The organism is Streptomyces sp. NPDC127595, assembly GCF_042671685.1.
GTDB lineage: Bacteria > Actinomycetota > Actinomycetes > Streptomycetales > Streptomycetaceae > Streptomyces.
The window spans coordinates 301299-318839 of the sequence record NZ_JBHXWK010000008.1 but is presented as its reverse complement, the minus strand read 5'-3'; the positions used below and the strand labels follow the sequence as shown (position 1 = coordinate 318839).

The 17541-nt window shown below is 69.6% G+C and carries 16 protein-coding genes; 10 read left to right on the top strand and 6 right to left on the bottom strand.

The genetic code is table 11. The features are described 5' to 3' along the window. Position 1 precedes the first annotated feature (1 nt). Positions 2 to 901 carry a hypothetical protein gene (locus ACFVKT_RS26235; protein WP_385735528.1) on the bottom strand — a complete coding sequence of 300 codons (900 nt, stop codon included), beginning with the start codon at positions 899 to 901 and terminating at the stop codon, positions 2 to 4. Next, a complete protein-coding gene (locus ACFVKT_RS26230) occupies positions 898 to 1944 on the bottom strand; it encodes an SPFH domain-containing protein (protein WP_385735526.1) in 1047 nt (348 codons plus the stop codon). The genes ACFVKT_RS26235 and ACFVKT_RS26230 overlap by 4 nt, the downstream gene beginning before the upstream one ends. 232 nt (positions 1945 to 2176) lie before the next feature. On the opposite strand from ACFVKT_RS26230, the gene ACFVKT_RS26225 reads away from it, so the two are divergent. Together ACFVKT_RS26225 and argF are read left to right on the top strand one after the other, a co-directional pair. Next, positions 2177 to 3400, top strand: coding sequence for an arginine deiminase (locus ACFVKT_RS26225; protein ID WP_385735524.1), 1224 nt, complete (start codon positions 2177 to 2179; stop codon positions 3398 to 3400). Between the two features lie 89 nt (positions 3401 to 3489). Next, the gene (gene argF / locus ACFVKT_RS26220; RefSeq protein WP_385735522.1) at positions 3490 to 4497 is read left to right on the top strand and encodes an ornithine carbamoyltransferase; all 1008 of its coding nucleotides are present in this window, start codon (positions 3490 to 3492) and stop codon (positions 4495 to 4497) included. 25 nt (positions 4498 to 4522) lie between these two features. On the opposite strand, the gene ACFVKT_RS26215 is transcribed toward argF, so the two are convergent. The 3 genes from ACFVKT_RS26215 to ACFVKT_RS26205 all read right to left on the bottom strand — a co-directional run bounded on the left by ACFVKT_RS26215 (position 4523) and on the right by ACFVKT_RS26205 (position 6627). After that, positions 4523 to 4978, bottom strand: coding sequence for an ATP-binding protein (locus tag ACFVKT_RS26215; RefSeq protein WP_385735521.1), 456 nt, complete (start codon positions 4976 to 4978; stop codon positions 4523 to 4525). 523 nt (positions 4979 to 5501) lie between these two features. Then, positions 5502 to 6326, bottom strand: a complete 825-nt coding sequence (locus ACFVKT_RS26210; protein WP_385735519.1) for a PaaX family transcriptional regulator C-terminal domain-containing protein — start codon at positions 6324 to 6326, stop codon at positions 5502 to 5504. A 106-nt stretch (positions 6327 to 6432) separates the two neighbouring features. After that, on the bottom strand, positions 6433 to 6627 hold the full coding sequence (locus ACFVKT_RS26205; RefSeq protein ID WP_385735517.1) for a DUF5999 family protein: 195 nt from the start codon (positions 6625 to 6627) through the stop codon (positions 6433 to 6435). 277 nt (positions 6628 to 6904) lie between these two features. Here ACFVKT_RS26205 and ACFVKT_RS26200 point away from each other — a divergent pair, with 277 nt between their 5' ends. Beyond that, the gene (locus ACFVKT_RS26200) at positions 6905 to 7336 is read left to right on the top strand and encodes a DUF6299 family protein (RefSeq protein WP_385735515.1); all 432 of its coding nucleotides are present in this window, start codon (positions 6905 to 6907) and stop codon (positions 7334 to 7336) included. 64 nt (positions 7337 to 7400) lie between these two features. Further along, positions 7401 to 7853, top strand: a complete 453-nt coding sequence (locus tag ACFVKT_RS26195; protein WP_385735513.1) for a hypothetical protein — start codon at positions 7401 to 7403, stop codon at positions 7851 to 7853. Between the two features lie 161 nt (positions 7854 to 8014). Here ACFVKT_RS26195 and ACFVKT_RS26190 read toward each other — a convergent pair whose 3' ends face one another. Next, a complete protein-coding gene (locus ACFVKT_RS26190; RefSeq protein WP_385735512.1) occupies positions 8015 to 9838 on the bottom strand; it encodes a right-handed parallel beta-helix repeat-containing protein in 1824 nt (607 codons plus the stop codon). A 647-nt stretch (positions 9839 to 10485) separates the two neighbouring features. Between ACFVKT_RS26190 and ACFVKT_RS26185 the strand changes: the two genes are divergently transcribed. From ACFVKT_RS26185 to ACFVKT_RS26160, 6 genes are all read left to right on the top strand, one after another. Then, entirely contained in the window at positions 10486 to 10686 is a 201-nt protein-coding gene (locus ACFVKT_RS26185; RefSeq protein ID WP_385735511.1) for a hypothetical protein, read from the top strand. A gap of 317 nt (positions 10687 to 11003) precedes the next feature. Then, a complete protein-coding gene (locus tag ACFVKT_RS26180) occupies positions 11004 to 11972 on the top strand; it encodes a hydroxyacid dehydrogenase (protein WP_385735706.1) in 969 nt (322 codons plus the stop codon). A gap of 282 nt (positions 11973 to 12254) precedes the next feature. Further along, a complete protein-coding gene (locus ACFVKT_RS26175) occupies positions 12255 to 13232 on the top strand; it encodes an ABC transporter permease (RefSeq protein ID WP_385735509.1) in 978 nt (325 codons plus the stop codon). After that, positions 13229 to 14206, top strand: coding sequence for a carbohydrate ABC transporter permease (locus ACFVKT_RS26170; protein WP_385735507.1), 978 nt, complete (start codon positions 13229 to 13231; stop codon positions 14204 to 14206). Before ACFVKT_RS26175 ends, ACFVKT_RS26170 begins: the two co-directional genes overlap by 4 nt. Before the next feature lie 8 nt (positions 14207 to 14214). Beyond that, positions 14215 to 15876, top strand: a complete 1662-nt coding sequence (locus tag ACFVKT_RS26165; protein ID WP_385735505.1) for an ABC transporter substrate-binding protein — start codon at positions 14215 to 14217, stop codon at positions 15874 to 15876. Then, positions 15873 to 17541 (top strand): DUF2264 domain-containing protein (locus tag ACFVKT_RS26160; RefSeq protein WP_385735503.1); only part of this gene is annotated, 1669 nt, incomplete at its 3' end. The genes ACFVKT_RS26165 and ACFVKT_RS26160, both read left to right, overlap by 4 nt.

The window sequence follows — 17541 nt, the reverse complement described above, 5'->3', positions numbered from 1 at the left end:
CTCACCCCACCAACCGCAACCGCGCCCCCGCCATCCCGACCCGAACCGTCTGCCCCCACGTCAGTTCCAACGCATCCCCCTCCATCCCGTCCCCGAACGCGATGACCCGGTCGGACTCCACAGTGAGCCGCAGCCCCACCCCCGCGCCAAGTTCCCCCGCCACCAACGACGTCCCGGTGGCCGGCGACGGCCAAGCCTCCCGCACGAACCACAGCAGCCGCGCCTCCGTGGGCCCGGGCAACGGAACCCGACCACCCCTCTCCTCCCACAGCGACCGCAGCCACCCCGTCGCCCCGGTCCCCGTCCCCACCAGCACCCCGGACGAAGCCTGGGGCTCGACGACACCCCTGTCGTCGTCGAGCCCCAGGCGGTAACGGACGGTCTGATGCCCGGCCGCCCCGAGATAGATCTCGTTCAGCGCCAGCAGCCGCTGGGTGTCGTCGGCGACGGCCTCGACCATGGTGAGTTCGTCGGCCACCCCGCCGCGGGCGACCGCCGAGGCGATCAACGCGCCCGCGTCGCCGACCCGATGCCGCACCAGCACCCCGGGATTGCGCCCGGGATCGGTGTCGATCCCCACAACGGGCTGCCCCGCCAGGTACTTGGCGACGTTGGCGACAAGCCCGTCCTGCCCGACGACGACCACGACGTCCTCGGGCGCGAACAGGAACCGGTCCAAGTCGGCGCGCTCCACCCGCGCTTGACGCCATGTCAGAGGGATGTCGGAGGCGACCTCGGCCAGCGCCCGCCGCGTCCGCCGGCTCCGCTCCGCCACCTCCTCGATGTCCCGCCCCCGGGAGGAGAGAAAGAACGCCGCCTGCCCGTGCGTGCCGTGCCGGGCCACCAACTCCTCGTACTCCGTGGTGCGATGGACCAGGACGACCCGTGGCGCGAGACTCACGCCGGTTCCTCCGAGGCCCCGTTGCCCAGCTTGGCGAGCAGACCCGTCAGGACGTCCGGCGACACGGTGACACTCTCGATCCGCGGCAGGTTCTCGGCGAGCCGCGACCCTGTCAGGGCGTGCAGCGTGGCGACATCGACGTCGGCGTGCACCCGCAGCCAGGCGGCCTGCGCCTCGGCCCGGGCCGCGCCGAGCCCTCGCTCGGCCTCCGCCTCGGCCTTGGCGAGCCGCACGGCACGCGTGGCCTCCGCCTCCGCGAGGCGGACCGTCCGTGCCGCCTCCGCCGTGGCGCGCACCGCGTCCGCCGCCGCGACTTCCTCCGCCTCGCGCCGCGCGTTAGTGCCCCGCTGGTCGACCAACTGCTCCTCGCGCCGGGCGAGTTCGATCTGACTGGCGAGTTCGTTCTCGGCGATGGCACGCTCCCGCTCGACCGCGACGGCACGGCGTTCGTACGTCGCCTTGTCGGCGTCCTGCTGGATCTGCTCGCGGGCGGGGGTGCGCAGCGCCCGCTCCACCTCGGGCTCGGGACGCAGCGCGACCACGCGTACGGCCACGATCTCGATCCCCGTCGCGGGCAGCCGGGGTTCCGCGTCGAGCCCGCCCGCGATCCGTTCCCGTACCGCCGCGACACCGTCCATCAGGGCGGCGGCCAGCGACGTACGGGCCAGCACGTCGAGCGCGTGCTGCTGGGCCGTCTCCGTCAGCAGCGAGCCGAGCTGTTCCAGAGGCGCGCCACGCCAGGCGCCCGTGTCAGGGTCGATGGAGAAGTCCAGGCGGGTGGCCGCGACCGCCGGGTCGCTGACGCGGTAGGTGACGGTGGCCTGCACCGCCACGTCCTGGAAGTCGGACGTACGGGCGTGGAAGGTCATCGCCAACTCGCGGTCGTCGACCGGGACTTCGGAGAGCGCGGCGGTCAGCGACCGGTACCAGAAGCTGAGTCCGGGACCCTCGTGCACCAGGCGGCCCGACCGGTGGTGCCGGACATGGGCGGTCGGCGCTCCCCGCAGATGGCGCCAGCCGAAACGGCGGGTGATGTCGGCCATGGATAAACCCCCTTGTCGCTGAGTGGCCCAGCGGCCCCAGCGACCTTCGTCAGTCGTTCGTGAGTCATTCGTGCAGTCGAATGTGCAGTCACACGCACAGTCGTTCGCCAGTTCGTTCTCGTCAGCACGACGATAATGGAGGGGCTTGCTTATCGTCAAGGGGACGAAATGAAACGGAGCGGGTCGGTGCGATCAGCGGGTGAACACGCGTCCGGATGGTCAGGATGGAGGCATGGGATTCCATGTCGACTCCGAGGCCGGTCCGCTGCGCCGCGTCATCCTGCACCGGCCGGACCTTGAGCTCAAAAGGCTCACCCCCAGCAATAAGGACGCCCTGCTCTTCGACGACGTGCTGTGGGTGCGCCGGGCGCGCGCCGAGCACGACGGGTTCGCGGACGTGCTGCGCGATCGCGGGGTCACCGTCCATCTCTTCGGTGACCTGCTGACCGAGGCCCTGGAGATCCCGGCGGCCAGATCGCTCGTCCTGGACCGGGTCTTCGACGAGAAGGAGTACGGGCCGCTCGCCACCGACCACCTCCGGGCCTCCTTCGAGACCCTGCCAGCCCCGGAGCTGGCCGCCGCACTGGTCGGCGGCATGACGAAGCGGGAGTACCTGGACGCGCACATGGAGCCGACCTCCGTGCGCTTCCACGTCATGGACCTCGACGACTTCCTGCTCGGCCCGCTGCCCAACCACCTCTTCACCCGGGACACCTCCGCCTGGATCTATGACGGGGTCTCCATCAACGCCATGCGGTGGCCGGCGCGGCAGCGCGAGACCGTGCACTTCGAGGCGATCTACCGGCACCACCCGCTCTTCCGTGACGAGACCTTCAACCTCTGGTCCGAGGGGCAGGCGGACTACCCCTCCACCATCGAGGGCGGTGACGTGCTCGTCATCGGCAACGGCGCGGTCCTCATCGGTATGAGCGAGCGGACGACTCCGCAGGCCGTCGAGATGCTCGCGCACAAGCTGTTCGAGGCCGGGTCCGCGAGCACCATCGTGGCGCTCGACATGCCCAAGCGGCGGGCGTTCATGCACCTCGACACCGTGATGACCATGGTCGACGGCGACATCTTCACGCAGTACGCGGGCCTCGGCATGCTCCGCTCGTACACCATCGAACCGGGCGTGGGGGACAAGGAGTTGAAGGTCACCGACCATCCCCCGGAGCACATGCACCGCGCGATCGCCGCGGCGCTGGGCCTGAGCGAGATCCGGGTCCTCACCGCCACCCAGGACGTGCACGCCGCCGAGCGGGAGCAGTGGGACGACGGCTGCAACGTCCTCGCCGTCGAGCCGGGGGTCGTGGTGGCGTACGAGCGGAACGCGACCACCAACACGCATCTGCGCAAGCAGGGCATCGAGGTGATCGAGATTCCGGGGAGCGAGCTGGGGCGGGGGAGGGGCGGCCCGCGCTGTATGAGCTGTCCGGTCGAACGCGGGGCCGTATAAGCACCCGGGTGGCTGTATAGAAATGCCAATCATCGTATAGAATTCCAGGGTCATTCTCTCCCTTGCCCCCGTCATCCTGGAGCGCTCTCATGGCGACAGTCCCGACCGCCCTCGCCGGCCGCCACTTCCTCAAGGAGCTGGATTTCACGGCAGAGGAGTTCCGCGGGCTGGTCGAGCTTGCCGCCGAGCTGAAGGCGGCCAAGAAGGCCGGGACCGAGACCCAGCGCCTGCGGGGCAGGAACATCGCGCTGATCTTCGAGAAGACCTCGACGCGTACGCGCTGCGCGTTCGAGGTCGCGGCGGCGGACCAGGGCGCCTCGACGACGTACCTCGACCCGTCCGGTTCGCAGATCGGTCACAAGGAGTCCGTGAAGGACACGGCGCGAGTGCTCGGGCGGATGTTCGACGGGATCGAGTATCGGGGTGACAGCCAGGCCGCCGTCGAGGAGCTGGCCGCGTACGCCGGTGTGCCCGTCTACAACGGCCTGACCGACGACTGGCACCCCACCCAGATGCTCGCCGACGTGCTCACGATGACGGAGCACAGCGACAAGCCCCTCGGTGAGATGGCCTTCGCCTACCTCGGTGACGCCCGATTCAACATGGGCAACTCGTATCTGATCACCGGCGCGCTCCTCGGCATGGACGTCCGTGTCGTCGCCCCCCAGGCGTACTGGCCCGCCGACGAGATCGTCGCCCGGGCCCGCAAGCTCGCCGAGAGCGCCGGCGGCAGCATCACGCTCACCGAGGACGTCACCGGGGGAGTCCAGGGCGCCGACTTCGTCGCGACCGACATCTGGGTCTCCATGGGCGAGCCGAAGGGGGTGTGGGACGAGCGGATCGCCGCGCTGTCCCCGTACGCCGTGACGATGGACGTCCTGCGCGCCACCGGCAACCCGGACGTGAAGTTCCTGCACTGCCTCCCGGCCTTCCACGACCTGGGCACGAAGGTCGGGCGGGAGATCCACGAGAGCCATGGCCTGGACTCGCTGGAGGTCACCGACGAGGTGTTCGAGTCGGCGCACTCGGTCGTCTTCGACGAGGCCGAGAACCGGCTGCACACGATCAAGGCGGTCCTGGTCGCGACACTCGCCTGACCGGACCGCGGCCCGCTGCCGGGCGTTACACCGGTCGTCGCCGCTGCGGCGGTACGACGGGCAGCCTGAACCAGACCGCCTTGCCGGAGCCGGCCGGGCGGTGGCCGCAGGACGAGCTGAGGGTGCGGATCAGCAGGAGCCCGCGCCCGTGCTCCTGCCAGGGGTCGGGCTCGCGGGCCGGGTCGGGGACCGTGAGATCGCCGGGCGGCGCGGGGTCCGGATCGTGTACCTCGACCTGGCAGCCGGTCGGCAGAAGTTCGACGACCAGCTCTATGGGACCGTCCCCCGCGGTGTGCTCCACGGCATTGGCGACCAGCTCCGCGGTGAGCAGCTCGGCGGTGTCGCTGTCGGCCGCGTGCTCCAGGTCGGCCAGCGCCGTGCGTACCAGCGCACGGGCGACCGGCACGGCCGCGGCGGTGTGCGGCAGTGCGATGCGCCATGAGGCGGGGGCGGGGCTGTCGGGCAAAAGGGGTCCGTTCATTGAGCAGGTCGTCCTGCTTTCAACTTTAGAAATGGTACGACTCGACCGGACAGAGGCTCCTGGCGGGCGTATCCCGGGACTTTCGGCCCGGCATGGAGGCTGTGTACCCAGGCGAACGGCCGGCCTCCCGCGTGGTGCTCCCGCCGTTACGGGGTCATCGAGGATCCGTGACTCAGTGACGGATCTGCCGTGCTTCTATCGCGCGCTCGTGACGGAAGCGACAGGGGGGGCATAGGTTGACAAGGTAGCGCCGCGCGCTCGCCCTCGACAGGCCCGGACGCACGAAAGCCCCCGAGCGACCCGGCTCGCGCCAGGTACTCAGGGGCTGCGGCGATGCTCCTACACGGTCCTACGAGGTCCTTTGTTCGGGGAGCTTGACCATGCCCGCCGTCAGGGTCGAGCCGTCCGCCGGGTCGATCAGGAGGACGCGCCGGTGCGGCGGACGTCGGCGTAGTCGTCGAGCGCGCCCAGACGGAGGAGGCTGAGTGTTCCCGTAGCGACTGATGTTGCAACTGAAACTGAACTAGGCGCTCTCGGGTACGTCGGCGAAGGCCGCGCCCGCGTCCCGCAGCCGCTCGTGCAGTGCCCGGAAGACGGCGCCGGAGCGGGCGCCCGGCCAGTCCTGGGGGAGCAGCGCGGCGGGCAGTCCCGGGTCGACGTAGGGGAGGTGCCGCCAGGAGTCCAGGGCGAGCAGATAGTCGCGGTACGCCTCCTGAGGAGGGGTGTCCGCGCGCCGCTCCCACGCGTGCAGGACATGCGCGTGCTCGTCGAGGAACTGCTCGTGCTGCTTGGCGATCGAGGCCAGGTCCCACCAGCGGGCCACCGCCTCCGCCGTCGCGGCGAAGCCCAGATGCTCTCCGCGGAACAGCTCCACGTACGGGTCGAGCCGCAGCCGCTCCAGCGTGTGCCGCGCCTCTTCGTAGAGCCGTGCCGGGGCGAGCCACACCCCTGGGGCGGCCGTTCCGAAACCCAGGCCGGCGAGCCGTGAGCGCAGCACATGCCGCTTCTGCCGCTCGGACTCGGGAACGGAGAAGACGGCGAGCACCCAGCCGTCGTCCGTGGGAGGAACCGCCGCGTACACCCGCCGGTCGCCGTCGTCGAGCAGTTGCCGCGCGTCCTGCGACAGCGCGTACCCGGCCGCGCCCGCCGCCGTACGCACCGGTTCCAGCAGGCCGCGACGCTTGAGCCGGGAGACCGACGACCGTACGGAGGGAGCGTCGACGCCCACCGCTGCGAGGAGTCTGATCAGCTCGGACACCGGCACGGGGCCGGGCATGAAACGGCCGTACGCGCCGTAGAACGTGACGATGAGGGACCGGGGGGCGTGTTGCTCTGACACGTTGATCACTCTAGTCCGCGAAGATCACTTGGGATCGCCCGCCCGTGGACCTGGTCCGGTTCGACGGACTCGCGGTGTTGTTCCGCGCTCGGATCCGCGTAGGTGCCGGTGGGACTCAGGCGGCGACGGCCAGCTGCTCGACGAACGCCCGGCGCGGAGCGATCACGCTGCCGTCGGGGTGCAGTTCGCCGCTGTCGTCGAAGACGATCGCGCCGTCGCACAGCAGGTTCCAGCCCTGCTCGGGGTGGGCCGCCACGATGTGCGGGGCGTTGCCGTCCACGGACGGGGACGAAGACTGGTGGGAACACATGGCGCACCTCCACGTCGTATGCGATGAGTGCCGACGGCGGCGTCGCCGTCCTCGCATACATAGACCATGCTCGCGCGGCGAACTCATCGGAACAGCCGGTCGTGAAGCGTGACAACACGCGGACAACATTTGGACGTCCCCATGACGGACGGTGCCAACTCGCCACCAAAGGGGTGATGATCACCGCCCTCCGGGTGCCGGACGCCGCCCTCGGGGCCTTGGACCGATACCTGTGGAGCCCTTGTCAGGGTCCCGTTCCGTTCCAGGAGGTACTCCCATGTCCGTGCGCCAGGCCCTCGGCGCGGCTGCCGCCGTCGTGCTGCTCCTGTCCGTCGCCCCATCCGCTGTCGCCCGGTCAGGTCCGTACGACCAGGTGACCGTGGACCCGACCGGTCACGTCGCGGCCGACGGAACAGTCAGCCTCTCGGGCACCTACCGCTGTCTGAGCAGCACCGGCCCCGTGTTCGTGTCCTCCTCGGTCTCGCAGGGCGACCCCCGGGTACGCCACGGCATCGGCGGCACCTCGGCGGTCTGCGACGGCGCGGTGCACGCCTGGACCAACTCGGAGAAGCGCACACCCGGCACCCTCACCCCGGGCGCCGCCCATGTCGAGGCCACCCTGATGGAACTGCGCCCCAGTGCGGGCGGCCTGCCGCTGCCGGCCTTCCACGCGAGGCAGCAGCAGGACATCTCCCTCACCGAGGGCTGAGCCCGGTCCGGGTGCCGCGTCCGGCGAGCGGCGCGGCGAGGTAGTCCTTGCCGCGCCGCTCGACGTGGTGCTCGGTATCGGCGTCGGCATCCTGATGCAGAGCACGCTGCTCACCACGATGAACACGGCGCCCCCGCGCGACATGGGTGCCGCCACCGGAACGGTCACCCCGGTGCGCACGATCGGCGGCTCACTCGGTGTCGCCGCGCGCGGCGCCGTACACCTCGGGCGGATGACGGGCGAACTCTCCGACCGGCTCGGCGAGCGCACCGCCGAACAGCTCACCTCCGGCGGTGAGATGACCCCGCAGTCGGTCGACGGGATGTCCGCGGGACTGCGCGCCGTCGTCCAGGAGGCCTTCACCGGCGGACTGCACGGCGTCCTCATCGGGACGGCCCTGCTCTCCGCCGCCGCCTTCGCCCTCGCCGGGTTCGTCCGGGGGAATCAGGACCTCAAGTCGCCCGGGACAGCCGGGGATTCACCGGGTATCCAGCTCACCGTGACGTCCGCGGACTGACACCCCGGTCCTCCCCTTTTCACGCAGGCGCCCGTGCTCCGCGCCTCGTGCCCCGAGGGCCGGACCGAGGAACTCCGGCTGTTCCGTGTGGGACTCGTCGGCACCCTCCGCCGGGCCCGTGGCCGGGTGGAGGGTGCCGACCTGGGTGCCAGGTCGGGTATTCAGTCGGTGATCTCGAACGTGTCCGGTGAGTCGTTCCGGGTGGCGACCTGACCCGGGCGCAGGTTCTGCACCTCGTTGCCCGTGAAGGTCCCGGTGCCGGTGACTCCGGTCGTGACCCAGATTCCCTGGGTCGCCGGACCGTCGATCGTGTTGTTCGTCAGCGTCGCGTTGACGCGGGTCCGGTCGATGTACAGGCCCGCACGGAGGGCTCCGCGCAGCACGTTGTCGCTCAGGGTGACGGTCGTGTAGGCGGTCGGAAACAGCGAGGTGCTGGAGGGAGAGCTGATCCGCACACCGTGCCGGGTGCCGTTCCAGCCGCCGCCGCCGAGCAGGACGTTTCCGCTGACCGTGGCGGACTCCAGGGGATGCCCCGTGTCGCCGAACACGCCGATGTCCAGGGCGCTGTTCGACGACACGCTGATCACCAGGTTGTTCTTCATCTCGACGTCCTGCCCGCCGGCGATCCGGAGGCCGTTGGCCCACCAGGGCGCGACCGCGGTGTTGTTCAGGACCTTCGCACCGCTCACCTGGCCGTTGGTGCCGGCGGCGCCGGCGTCGGAGTACACCGCATAGGAATCGTCGCCGGTGCCCCGGGCGAAGTTGTTCTGGACCGTGATGTTGAGGCCGAGCTTGTCCGGGTTCGGTGTGTTGCTGTTGTTGATGTTGAACCCGTCACCGTAGGTGTCCGCGGTCCGGCTGTTCCGGATGGTGCCGTTGCTGCCAGACAGCCAGTTGGCGTCGACGTGCCGCGTCCAGATCCGGTCCACCTGCCAGCCGCCGGCACCGCTGGCGAGGATCCCGTAGTCCGAACCGCCGGTGCCACCGACTCCACGCCAGATGGCGTTGGCGTCGATCTGAAGGTCGGTCAGTGTGGTGCCCGAGCCCACCAGGATCTGCGAACGCCATGAGGTGGCCGGCAGGGGAACCTTCCGATAGATGGTCGTGTACCACATACCGGCGCCCTGCACCGTCACGCCGGTGAAGTCCAGCGCCTTGGACACCAGACTGTTCGTCAGGTACTTGCCCTGCGGGATCCACACGGACTTGCCCTGTTCCCGGGCGGCGTTCACCGTGTTCTGGATGGCGACCGTCGAATCCTGCCCGAAGTCCGGATCCGCGCCATAGCTGACGACGGAGAGTGAATCGGCCGGCTGGGTCCGCGCGGCCCCGACGTTCTCCAGATCGACGGAGTCGATGTCGTAGACGGCGGCTGTGTTGGCAGCGTCCTTCTTGAGCGTGATGGAACTCCCCGCGGCGATGGGGTCACCCGATATCCAGAGCGGGAACTCGTTGTAGAAGCGGTAGGCCGCCCCGCCGGCGTTGGGGTCGTCCGGGTTCGTGGTCGCGTCGCGGTAGTTCCACGCCTGCTCGGAACTCAGGGTGATCGCCTGGCGGAACTCGTCGTCCACGTACAGGTTCAGCGACGCGGTGATGCCCCCGCCGGTCGCCGCGTCGGGAATCGAGGCGCGGACCACGAGGGTATTGGCGTTCTCACCCGTGGAGTTCGGAATCGTCACCGAGTCACCGGTGTCGCTCAGTTCGACAAGCCCGTAGTTGGAGGCCTCGGTCTCCAGACTCGCCGCAGTCGGCGCGGTGTCCCCCGGCTCGATCGAACGAACTCGGGCGCCGCCGCCGAGCGTTCCGGCTTCGGCTTCGACCGTCACGAACGGCGTTTCGGCACCGGCTGAGGCGACCACCTCGGCATCGGCACCCGCAGTGACATCCGCATGGCCCTTGGTGCTTGGAAAGACGAGCAGAGCGCCGGCGACGAGCGCGGCAACGCCAGGAAGCCACACGGAGACGCGTCGGACTTTTCGATGCATGTTTCACCTCGTGGTGGGGATGAGCGACAGGCGGGGTCGCGAGCTGCGAGCAAGTACTCGCCCGAGACGCCCGAATTCCGCACCCTCGGAACGTCAGGGCAGCGATGTGCCCTGCTGGAACTCGGTCTTGTCCGAAGGAGGGGCGCTCGACACCGTTGGGATAACAGAAACCGGACCACGTACTTCTGAGTTGCCGGGGAGCAACTCCGCCGTCGGAGGTCCGGACCGGACGTTGTCGATGAAGGTGTCGAAGCGACCCTGCCGTGCCAGGTCAGGTGATGCCCGGATGCACCGGCCATGTTGATCGGGGGTGGGGGGAGGCTGTGCGCGACTGGCTGCGCGGCTGCGCCGTCATGTAAATCCATCGAGTGGTGTAAGTCAATGAGTCTGGCACCGGTCGGCCAGGTGCCACGTCCCGTCGCGGGTGGTTTCGGGGGCCTCGGGGTGGCGGACTCCTGTCCGAGCCTGTGCACCTGTCCGAGCGACGTGGTTGAGGGGACTCGTAGCGCCCCACTCCAGGGTTAATCAAGCATATTGACAAACTCTGGCACCGGTTCATAGGTTCAGAGGGCACCCGTGCGACCGCTCGCACGACGCCGTGGTGGTGAGCGCGGTCAAGCCGGCCCACGATCGCAACGGCGACCTTGGTGGTGCGCGTCTACGAGGCGCACGGCGGACGCGCCTGTGTGCGGGCAGGCGCCGACGGGTTCGCCGCCGGACGGGCCGTGCTGACGGATCCGCTGGAGCGCCCGCTCGCGGACGCCGAGCCGCCCAGAGAGGTGGAAGGTGGTGTCGTACCGGCCCTGCGACCCTTTCAGATGGTGACTCCACCCCTGCCGCGAGCCTGACGGCACGATTCGTCACCATTCGATTCGATTCGATTCGGCGCAACTCGACACGACACGATGCGACTCGACACGTGGGCGGGGGCGGCGCCCAGTCACCACTTGCTGTGCCTTCGGCCTGCCCGGACCGGCTGCCGCCGGTCCCGGGCCCGGGCCCCTCCGCACGGACCGAAAGAGGACCACACCGCATGACAGACCGCCCCCGTGCCCAAGTCAACCGTCCCGGGCGCCCCGACCGACCTTCTCGGCCCGACCAGCCCGACCGCCTCAACCAGCCCGACCGCCTCAACCGTCCCGACCGGTTCAAGGCCGTGTGCGTCATGGACCCCGCCGTAGTCGAGCAGGTGCTCCCCGAAGAGCTGCGCCGACGGCTCTCCGCGCTCGTGGAGCTCGCTCCCGACCAGGTGCCTCCGGCTCCGCCGGGCACGTTCCCCGGCGCGTTCGCCGAGGCGGAGATCCTGATCAGCGGCTGGGGCTGCCCCCGCCTCACGGCCGACGTCCTGGCGCGCGCACCCCGTCTGCGTGCCGTGCTGCACGCCGCGGGCAGCGTCAAGTCGCTGGTGAGCGAAGCGGTGTGGGAACGCGGCATCGTCGTATCGTCGGCGGCCGATGCCAACGCCGGCCCTGTCGTGTCCTACACGCTGGCCCTCATCACGCTGGCCGTGCGGCGCACCCTGTCCATGGCGGCCGGTTACGGCGACGGCTGGCCGGTGTTCGGCAGCCGTTCCGGAGCCGACGCCAGCACGGTGGGCATCGTCGGCGCCTCGCGCATCGGTCGCGGGGTGCTGGCCGGCCTGCGCCGGTCCGACGCGGGCCACCGGCTGCTGCTGAGCGACCCGTACGTGACGGACGAGGAAGCGCGTCTCATGGGTGCGGAGCGGGTGGAACTCGCCGAACTGTGCCGTCGGTCGGCGGTGGTGAGTGTCCACGCGCCGCTCCTGCCGGAGACGACCGGGCTGCTGGACGCCGGGATGCTGGGGCTCATCCCTGACGGTGGTGCGCTCATCAACACGGCTCGGGGCGCCATCGTCGACACGGAGGCCCTGACCCGCGAGTGCGCGGCCGGCCGGCTTGAGGCGTATCTCGACGTGACCGACCCCGAACCCCTGCCGTCCGGCCACCCCCTCCTGTCCATGCCCAACGTGTTGGTCACGCCGCACATCGCCGGTGCGCAGGGGCGCGAGGTGCGAAGGCTCGGACAGTACGCGGTGGCTGAGGCCGAGAGGTGGGTGACGGGCGAGCCGCTGCTCGGCGAGGTCACCCGTCAGGCGCTCGCACGCCTGGCTTGAGCGAGCCGCATACAACCGGACGAGCCCGGGCCAGGCGCTCGCACGCCTGGCCTGAGCGAGCCGCACGCAACCGGACGAGCGCGGGATTTCCGGGTGGCGGCTCGCCGGTTTGCGCAAGCGCTTACTCCCAGTCGTCGCAGGGCCCGACCGCACAGGAAAGACGCCGCGAGGATTTACCTGTCCAAAGCATTGACGTTAGCCAATCGATTGGATTTACATGCTCCTGCCGGTTCCCGGGGGTGGCCGGACAACGCCCGACCAACGGTGAAAGGGCTTTGTGTCATGACAACGCTTGAACAATCGGCCGCCCGTCCGGCCGGCGAGGACGGGCCGCCGGACAGGAGCCGTGCGCGGCCACCGCGTCAGCGCCGGCGCCGGGACATGGCCCTCTTCTGGTTCCTGATACCGGGCCTCGTGGTGCTGCTGCTCTTCCAGTACATCCCACTGCTCGGCAACGTCATCGCGTTCCAGGACTACCAGCCCTACATCGGCATCCTGCACAGCCCGTGGAGCGGGCTCGACAACTTCGACGTCATCTTCAACGGTGACGAACAGTTCCTGCACGCTCTGGTCAACACCCTCGAACTCACCCTGATCCAGGTCGTGTTCGTCTTCCCCGCACCGATCCTCCTCGCACTCGCCCTCAACAGCCTGGTCAGCGAACGCGTCAAGAAGTGGGTGCAGAACGTCCTTTACCTGCCGCACTTCCTGTCCTGGGTGGTCGTCGTCTCCCTGTTCCAGCAACTGCTGGGCGGCAGCGGCATGGTCAACCTGTTCCTCCAGGCCCACGACATGGGCACCTGGAACATCATCGGCAACCCCGAGCTGTTCAAGTCGCTGCTGACCTCCCAGGTCATCTGGAAGGACACCGGCTGGGGCACGATCCTCTTCCTCGCCGCCCTCTCCCGCGTCGACAACAACCTCTACGAGGCCGCCGCGATGGACGGCGCCAGCCGCCTGCGGCAGACCTGGCACGTGACCCTGCCGGCGCTGCGCGGCCTGGTGATCCTGCTGCTGATCCTCCGGCTCGGGGACGCGCTGTCCGTCGGCTTCGAGCAGATCCTGCTCCAGCAGACCGGCGTCGGCCTGGACAACAGCGAGGTGCTGGACACCTACGTCTACAACCACGGCCTGATCGCCGGGGACTGGGGCGTCAGCGCCGCCGTCGGACTCGTCAAGGGCATGGTCGGTGTGGTGCTCGTGCTGGGCGCCAACAAGATCGCCCACCTCTTCGGTGAGGAAGGTGTCTACCGGTCATGACCACACTCTCGCCGACCCGTCCAGGGCGCCGTGGACCGCGCCGTCGACCGAGCCTTGGACCTCACCGCGGACAGTGCCGCGGCTACAGCGCCATCCCCGGGGAGACTCCGGGCTCGCTGCCCTGGCGCTCCGTCAAGTCGCTGATCCTGCTGGTCTGCGTGGTCCTGGTCGTGCTGCCGTTCGTGGCGATCGTCTCGACCTCGCTCGCCGACTCCGTCGAGGTCACCCAGGCGGGCGGCTACGTCCTGTGGCCCGACCACCCCACCTTCAGCGCGTACCAGGCACTGCTCAACGGCGGAATAGTCTCCAAGGCCATGCTCGTCAGCGTCGGGGTCACCGTCGTCGGCACCACCCTCAGCCTGGTCTCGTCCATCATGCTGGCCTACGGCCTCAGCAGGCCCGGGTCCTTCGGGCACAAGCCCGTGCTGCTCCTGCTGCTGATGTCCATGCTGTTCGTGCCGGGTGTCATCCCCAGCTATCTGATGGTCAAGCAGCTCGGTCTGATCAACAGTTACTGGTCATTGATCCTGCCCACCATGATCAACGCGTTCAACGTGATCGTGCTGCGTTCCTTCTTCATGAGCGTGCCCCAGGAGCTCATCGACGCGGCCCGCATCGACGGCGCGTCCGAGGTGAACATCCTCACGAGGGTCGTGCTCCCGCTCTCCAAGGCCTCCGTCGCGGTCATCGGCCTGTTCTACGCGGTGACGTACTGGAACGCGTTCTTCAACGCCCTGCTGTACATCAACGACGCGTCGAAGTGGCCCATGCAGCTCGTGCTGCGGACGTACGTCGTCAACAACGCGGCGCTCAGCGGCGGTCAGGTGGATGTCGCGGCCGGCGCGCCGCTGCCCCCGGCCCAGTCGCTGCAGGCGGCGATCCTGGTGCTGTCGATCGTGCCCATCGTGATCATCTACCCCTTCCTCCAGCGGCACATGAACAAGGGCGTGATGGTCAGGGCGGTGAAGGGATGAACGACCCGATGAACACCCCGACAGAGCCACAGCAGCCACTGCCACGCCCGGCACTGAGCCGTCGCGGTTTCCTCGCCTCCGCCATCGGTGTCACGGCGGGCCTGACCCTGGCCGGCTGCGGGGACTACCGCCTCGCCACCACGGGGGACGCCAACGCCCAGGCCCAGTTGCCCACTTACCTCCCCTACAACGGCGTGCCGACATCGATGCCGGCCACCGCGGACGGTGTCGCCAACGGCTATCTGAACTACCCGGCCAACCCCGTCAGGGCCTTCCCCGACGGCCCACCCGCCAAGGGGCCCGGCATCGACATCATGACGCTGATCTTCAACCCGGTGCCGCCGCCGGAGGGACGCAACGTCCTGTGGCAGAACCTGAACGACAGCGTGGGCTGCGACCTCGACTTCGCGATCACGCCGGTCGGCGACTACCCAGCCAAGTTCGCCGTGACGATCGCGGGCGGCGATCTGCCCGACGCGATGCTGATGCTGCCGCCGGATCAGAACTCGGCGGCCACGCCGGACATGCTGGACACCCTCTTCGAGGACCTCACCCCGCATCTGTCCGGCGACAACATCCGGGACTACCCGTTCCTGGCCAACATCCCCACCACCTCCTGGGCGCCCTGCGTGCGCAACGGCGGTATCTACGCGCTGCCCATGCCCCGCCCGCTCTCCGGCGGCCCCATGTACACCCGGCTCGACCTGATCAACAAGCGGGGACTCGACCCGAATCCGCAGAGCTGGGACGAGTTCGTCCAGCTCTGCAAGGACGTCACGGACGCGAAGGCCAACCAGTACGCCCTGGGCGACAGCGTCACCGCATGGGAGTTCGTGATGAAGATGCTGAAGGCCCCCAACAAGTGGCGTGAGGAGAACGGCAAGTTCACCTGGTACTACGAGACCGAGGAGGCCAAGCAGTCCCTGGACGCGGTCAGCCGGCTCACCAAGGCCGGCGTGATGCACCCGGACACCTACAGCGTGCTGGGCAAGGTGAAGGAGTGGTTCGGCAGCGGACAGACCGTCCTCAACCCCGATGGCCCCGCCGCGTGGAACGACTACTACACCAACTACGCCGCGGCCACGGAGGGCTTCGACCTCGGCTACCTGATGGCGCCGGGCTTCGACGGCGGCGAAGGCGGTCAGTGGCAGGGCGCGGCCAACTACGCCACGCTCATCATCAAGAAGGCGCCCAAGTCCCGTATCCAGCAGATCCTGCGCGCGATGAACGCGCTCGCCGCCCCCTTCGGGACCGACGCCTACCTGCAGCGCAAGTACGGCGTCCAGGGCCCCGATCACACCCTTCAGGGCACCGACCCGGTACTCACCCCGCAGGGCCAGGCCGAGGCCACGCTGCCGACCATCTTCGCGACGGACGCGCCGTTCACGCTGTACTACCCGGCCAAGCCGGACATCGTGCCGAAGCAGTACGCCTTCCAGAAGGAAGCCGTCAAGGTGCTGATTCCCAACCCCGCCGAGCCGCTGTACTCGCCCACCGACTCCAAGAAGTCCAAGCTGTTCGGCACCCTCCTGGACGACACCCGCAAAGGCATCATGCAGGGGCGCCTCCAGCTCAGCGACTGGGACGACGCGATGAAGAACTGGCGCGAGGAGGCGGGCGACCAGATCCGCCGCGAGTTCGAACAGGCATGGGAGACCCGGAACTCATGAACCGTACCCCCGCCGAAGACCGCGCCCACTGGGAGCGGACCGCTGATCAACTGCTGCTCTCCGTGCGGCCGTACGCCACCGACGACCACGCCCTGATCCGGCTGCCCGGCCTGCCGAGTTCGAGTGGCGCGCTCAGCGACGGCCTCGAAGGGTTCGCCCGTACGTTCCTGTTGGCAGGCTTCCGGCTGGCAGGGGCGGCGGGGGTGGACCCGCACGACCTCGCCGGCTGGTACGCGGCCGGCCTGGCCGCGGGTACCGACCCGAAGAACCCGGGACGCTGGCCGACCTTCGCCGAGTGCAACCAGGCCAAGGTCGAGGCGGCGTCCATCGCGCTCGCGCTGCACGAGACCCGGCCCTGGATCTGGGACCGCCTCGACGACGAGGTCAGGCAGCGGGTTCTCGACTGGCTCGCCCCGATGGTCGGCGACCCGATGCCCGGCAACAACTGGATCTGGTTCCAGGGCGTCACCGAGGCGTTCGCCCGCACCGTCGGCGGAGACTGGCGCCAGCAGGACCTCGACCGCGTCATCGCGCTCACCGACGGCTGGTACGCGGGCGACGGCTGGTACTCCGACGGGCTCACCGGCGGCGAGCGGCGCAACTTCGACCACTACAACGGCTGGGCCATGCACCTCTACCCGTTGTGGTTCTGCCGCATCCTCGGCGCCGCCGCACCCAGTGGCCTGCTCGACCGCTACCGGGCCCGGCTCCACCGCTTCCTGGAGGACCAGCGGCTGCTGGTCGGCGCCAACGGCTCGCCCCTCGTCCAGGGCCGCTCGCTCACCTACCGGCACGCCGCGCTCGCCCCGCTGTGGACCGGCGCCCTGTTCGACGCCACGCCGCTCGCCCCGGGGGAGACCAGGGCGATCGCGAACCGGATGCTCGACCACTTCACGGACCACGGGGCCACCGACGGAGCGGGCCTGCTCACGCTGGGCTGGCACCGGCCCTACCGCGGCATCCTCCAGGTGTACTCCGGGCCCGCCTCGCCGTACTGGGCGAGCAAGGGCTTCATCGGTCTCGCACTGCCGCCCGCCCACCCGGTGTGGACCGCGGAGGAGACTCCCCTCGCCGTCGAACAGGCCGACTTCACCCGGGTGTTGGCCGGGCCCGGCTGGCTCGTCTCCGGAACCGCCGCCGACGGTGTCGTCCGCGTCGTCAACCACGGCGGGGACCATACCGACCCGGCCCGCCCGCACACGGACGATCCCTGCTATGCGCGCTTCGCCTACTCGACGCACACCGCGCCCGAGACCCCGGGCGATCCCACCGCCGGCGTCGGAGCCTGCGCGGGCGCCGACCCGCTCGACAACGCCGTCGTCCTGCTGGACGGGGCGGGACGCGCCTCCCACCGGCGTCCGGCGACCCGGGTCTCGCTGGACGGCGCCACGGCCGTCTCGCGCTCCCGCGCGCACTGGCCCCAGGACGCGACCTGGGATCCGTTCGGCGGCCCCAACTCCCGCTACACGCTGGGCCCTTGGATCACCGTCGGTTCGGCACTGCGCGGCTCGGTCGAGGTGCGCGCCGTACGGGTCGACCCCGCCCCCGGCGACGACCCGGCCGAACACGTCCTGCGCGTCGGCGGCTGGGCGCTGGCCGTCGACCGGCAGCCGACGGCCGGCGCGACGACGGACAGCGTCACCGATCGTGGGTCGGTGCTCGGTC

What these genes read in the sequence shown, in the direction of transcription:
- ACFVKT_RS26230 (WP_385735526.1), bottom strand. Translation starts at nt 1,944, where the DNA reads ATGGCCGACATCACCCGCCGTTTCGGCTGGCGCCATCTGCGGGGAGCG.
- ACFVKT_RS26225 (WP_385735524.1), top strand. Translation starts at nt 2,177, where the DNA reads ATGGGATTCCATGTCGACTCCGAGGCCGGTCCGCTGCGCCGCGTCATC.
- argF (WP_385735522.1), top strand. Translation starts at nt 3,490, where the DNA reads ATGGCGACAGTCCCGACCGCCCTCGCCGGCCGCCACTTCCTCAAGGAG.
- ACFVKT_RS26215 (WP_385735521.1), bottom strand. Translation starts at nt 4,978, where the DNA reads ATGAACGGACCCCTTTTGCCCGACAGCCCCGCCCCCGCCTCATGGCGC.
- ACFVKT_RS26205 (WP_385735517.1), bottom strand. Translation starts at nt 6,627, where the DNA reads ATGTGTTCCCACCAGTCTTCGTCCCCGTCCGTGGACGGCAACGCCCCG.
- ACFVKT_RS26200 (WP_385735515.1), top strand. Translation starts at nt 6,905, where the DNA reads ATGTCCGTGCGCCAGGCCCTCGGCGCGGCTGCCGCCGTCGTGCTGCTC.
- ACFVKT_RS26190 (WP_385735512.1), bottom strand. Translation starts at nt 9,838, where the DNA reads ATGCATCGAAAAGTCCGACGCGTCTCCGTGTGGCTTCCTGGCGTTGCC.
- ACFVKT_RS26180 (WP_385735706.1), top strand. Translation starts at nt 11,004, where the DNA reads ATGGACCCCGCCGTAGTCGAGCAGGTGCTCCCCGAAGAGCTGCGCCGA.
- ACFVKT_RS26175 (WP_385735509.1), top strand. Translation starts at nt 12,255, where the DNA reads ATGACAACGCTTGAACAATCGGCCGCCCGTCCGGCCGGCGAGGACGGG.
- ACFVKT_RS26170 (WP_385735507.1), top strand. Translation starts at nt 13,229, where the DNA reads ATGACCACACTCTCGCCGACCCGTCCAGGGCGCCGTGGACCGCGCCGT.
- ACFVKT_RS26165 (WP_385735505.1), top strand. Translation starts at nt 14,215, where the DNA reads ATGAACACCCCGACAGAGCCACAGCAGCCACTGCCACGCCCGGCACTG.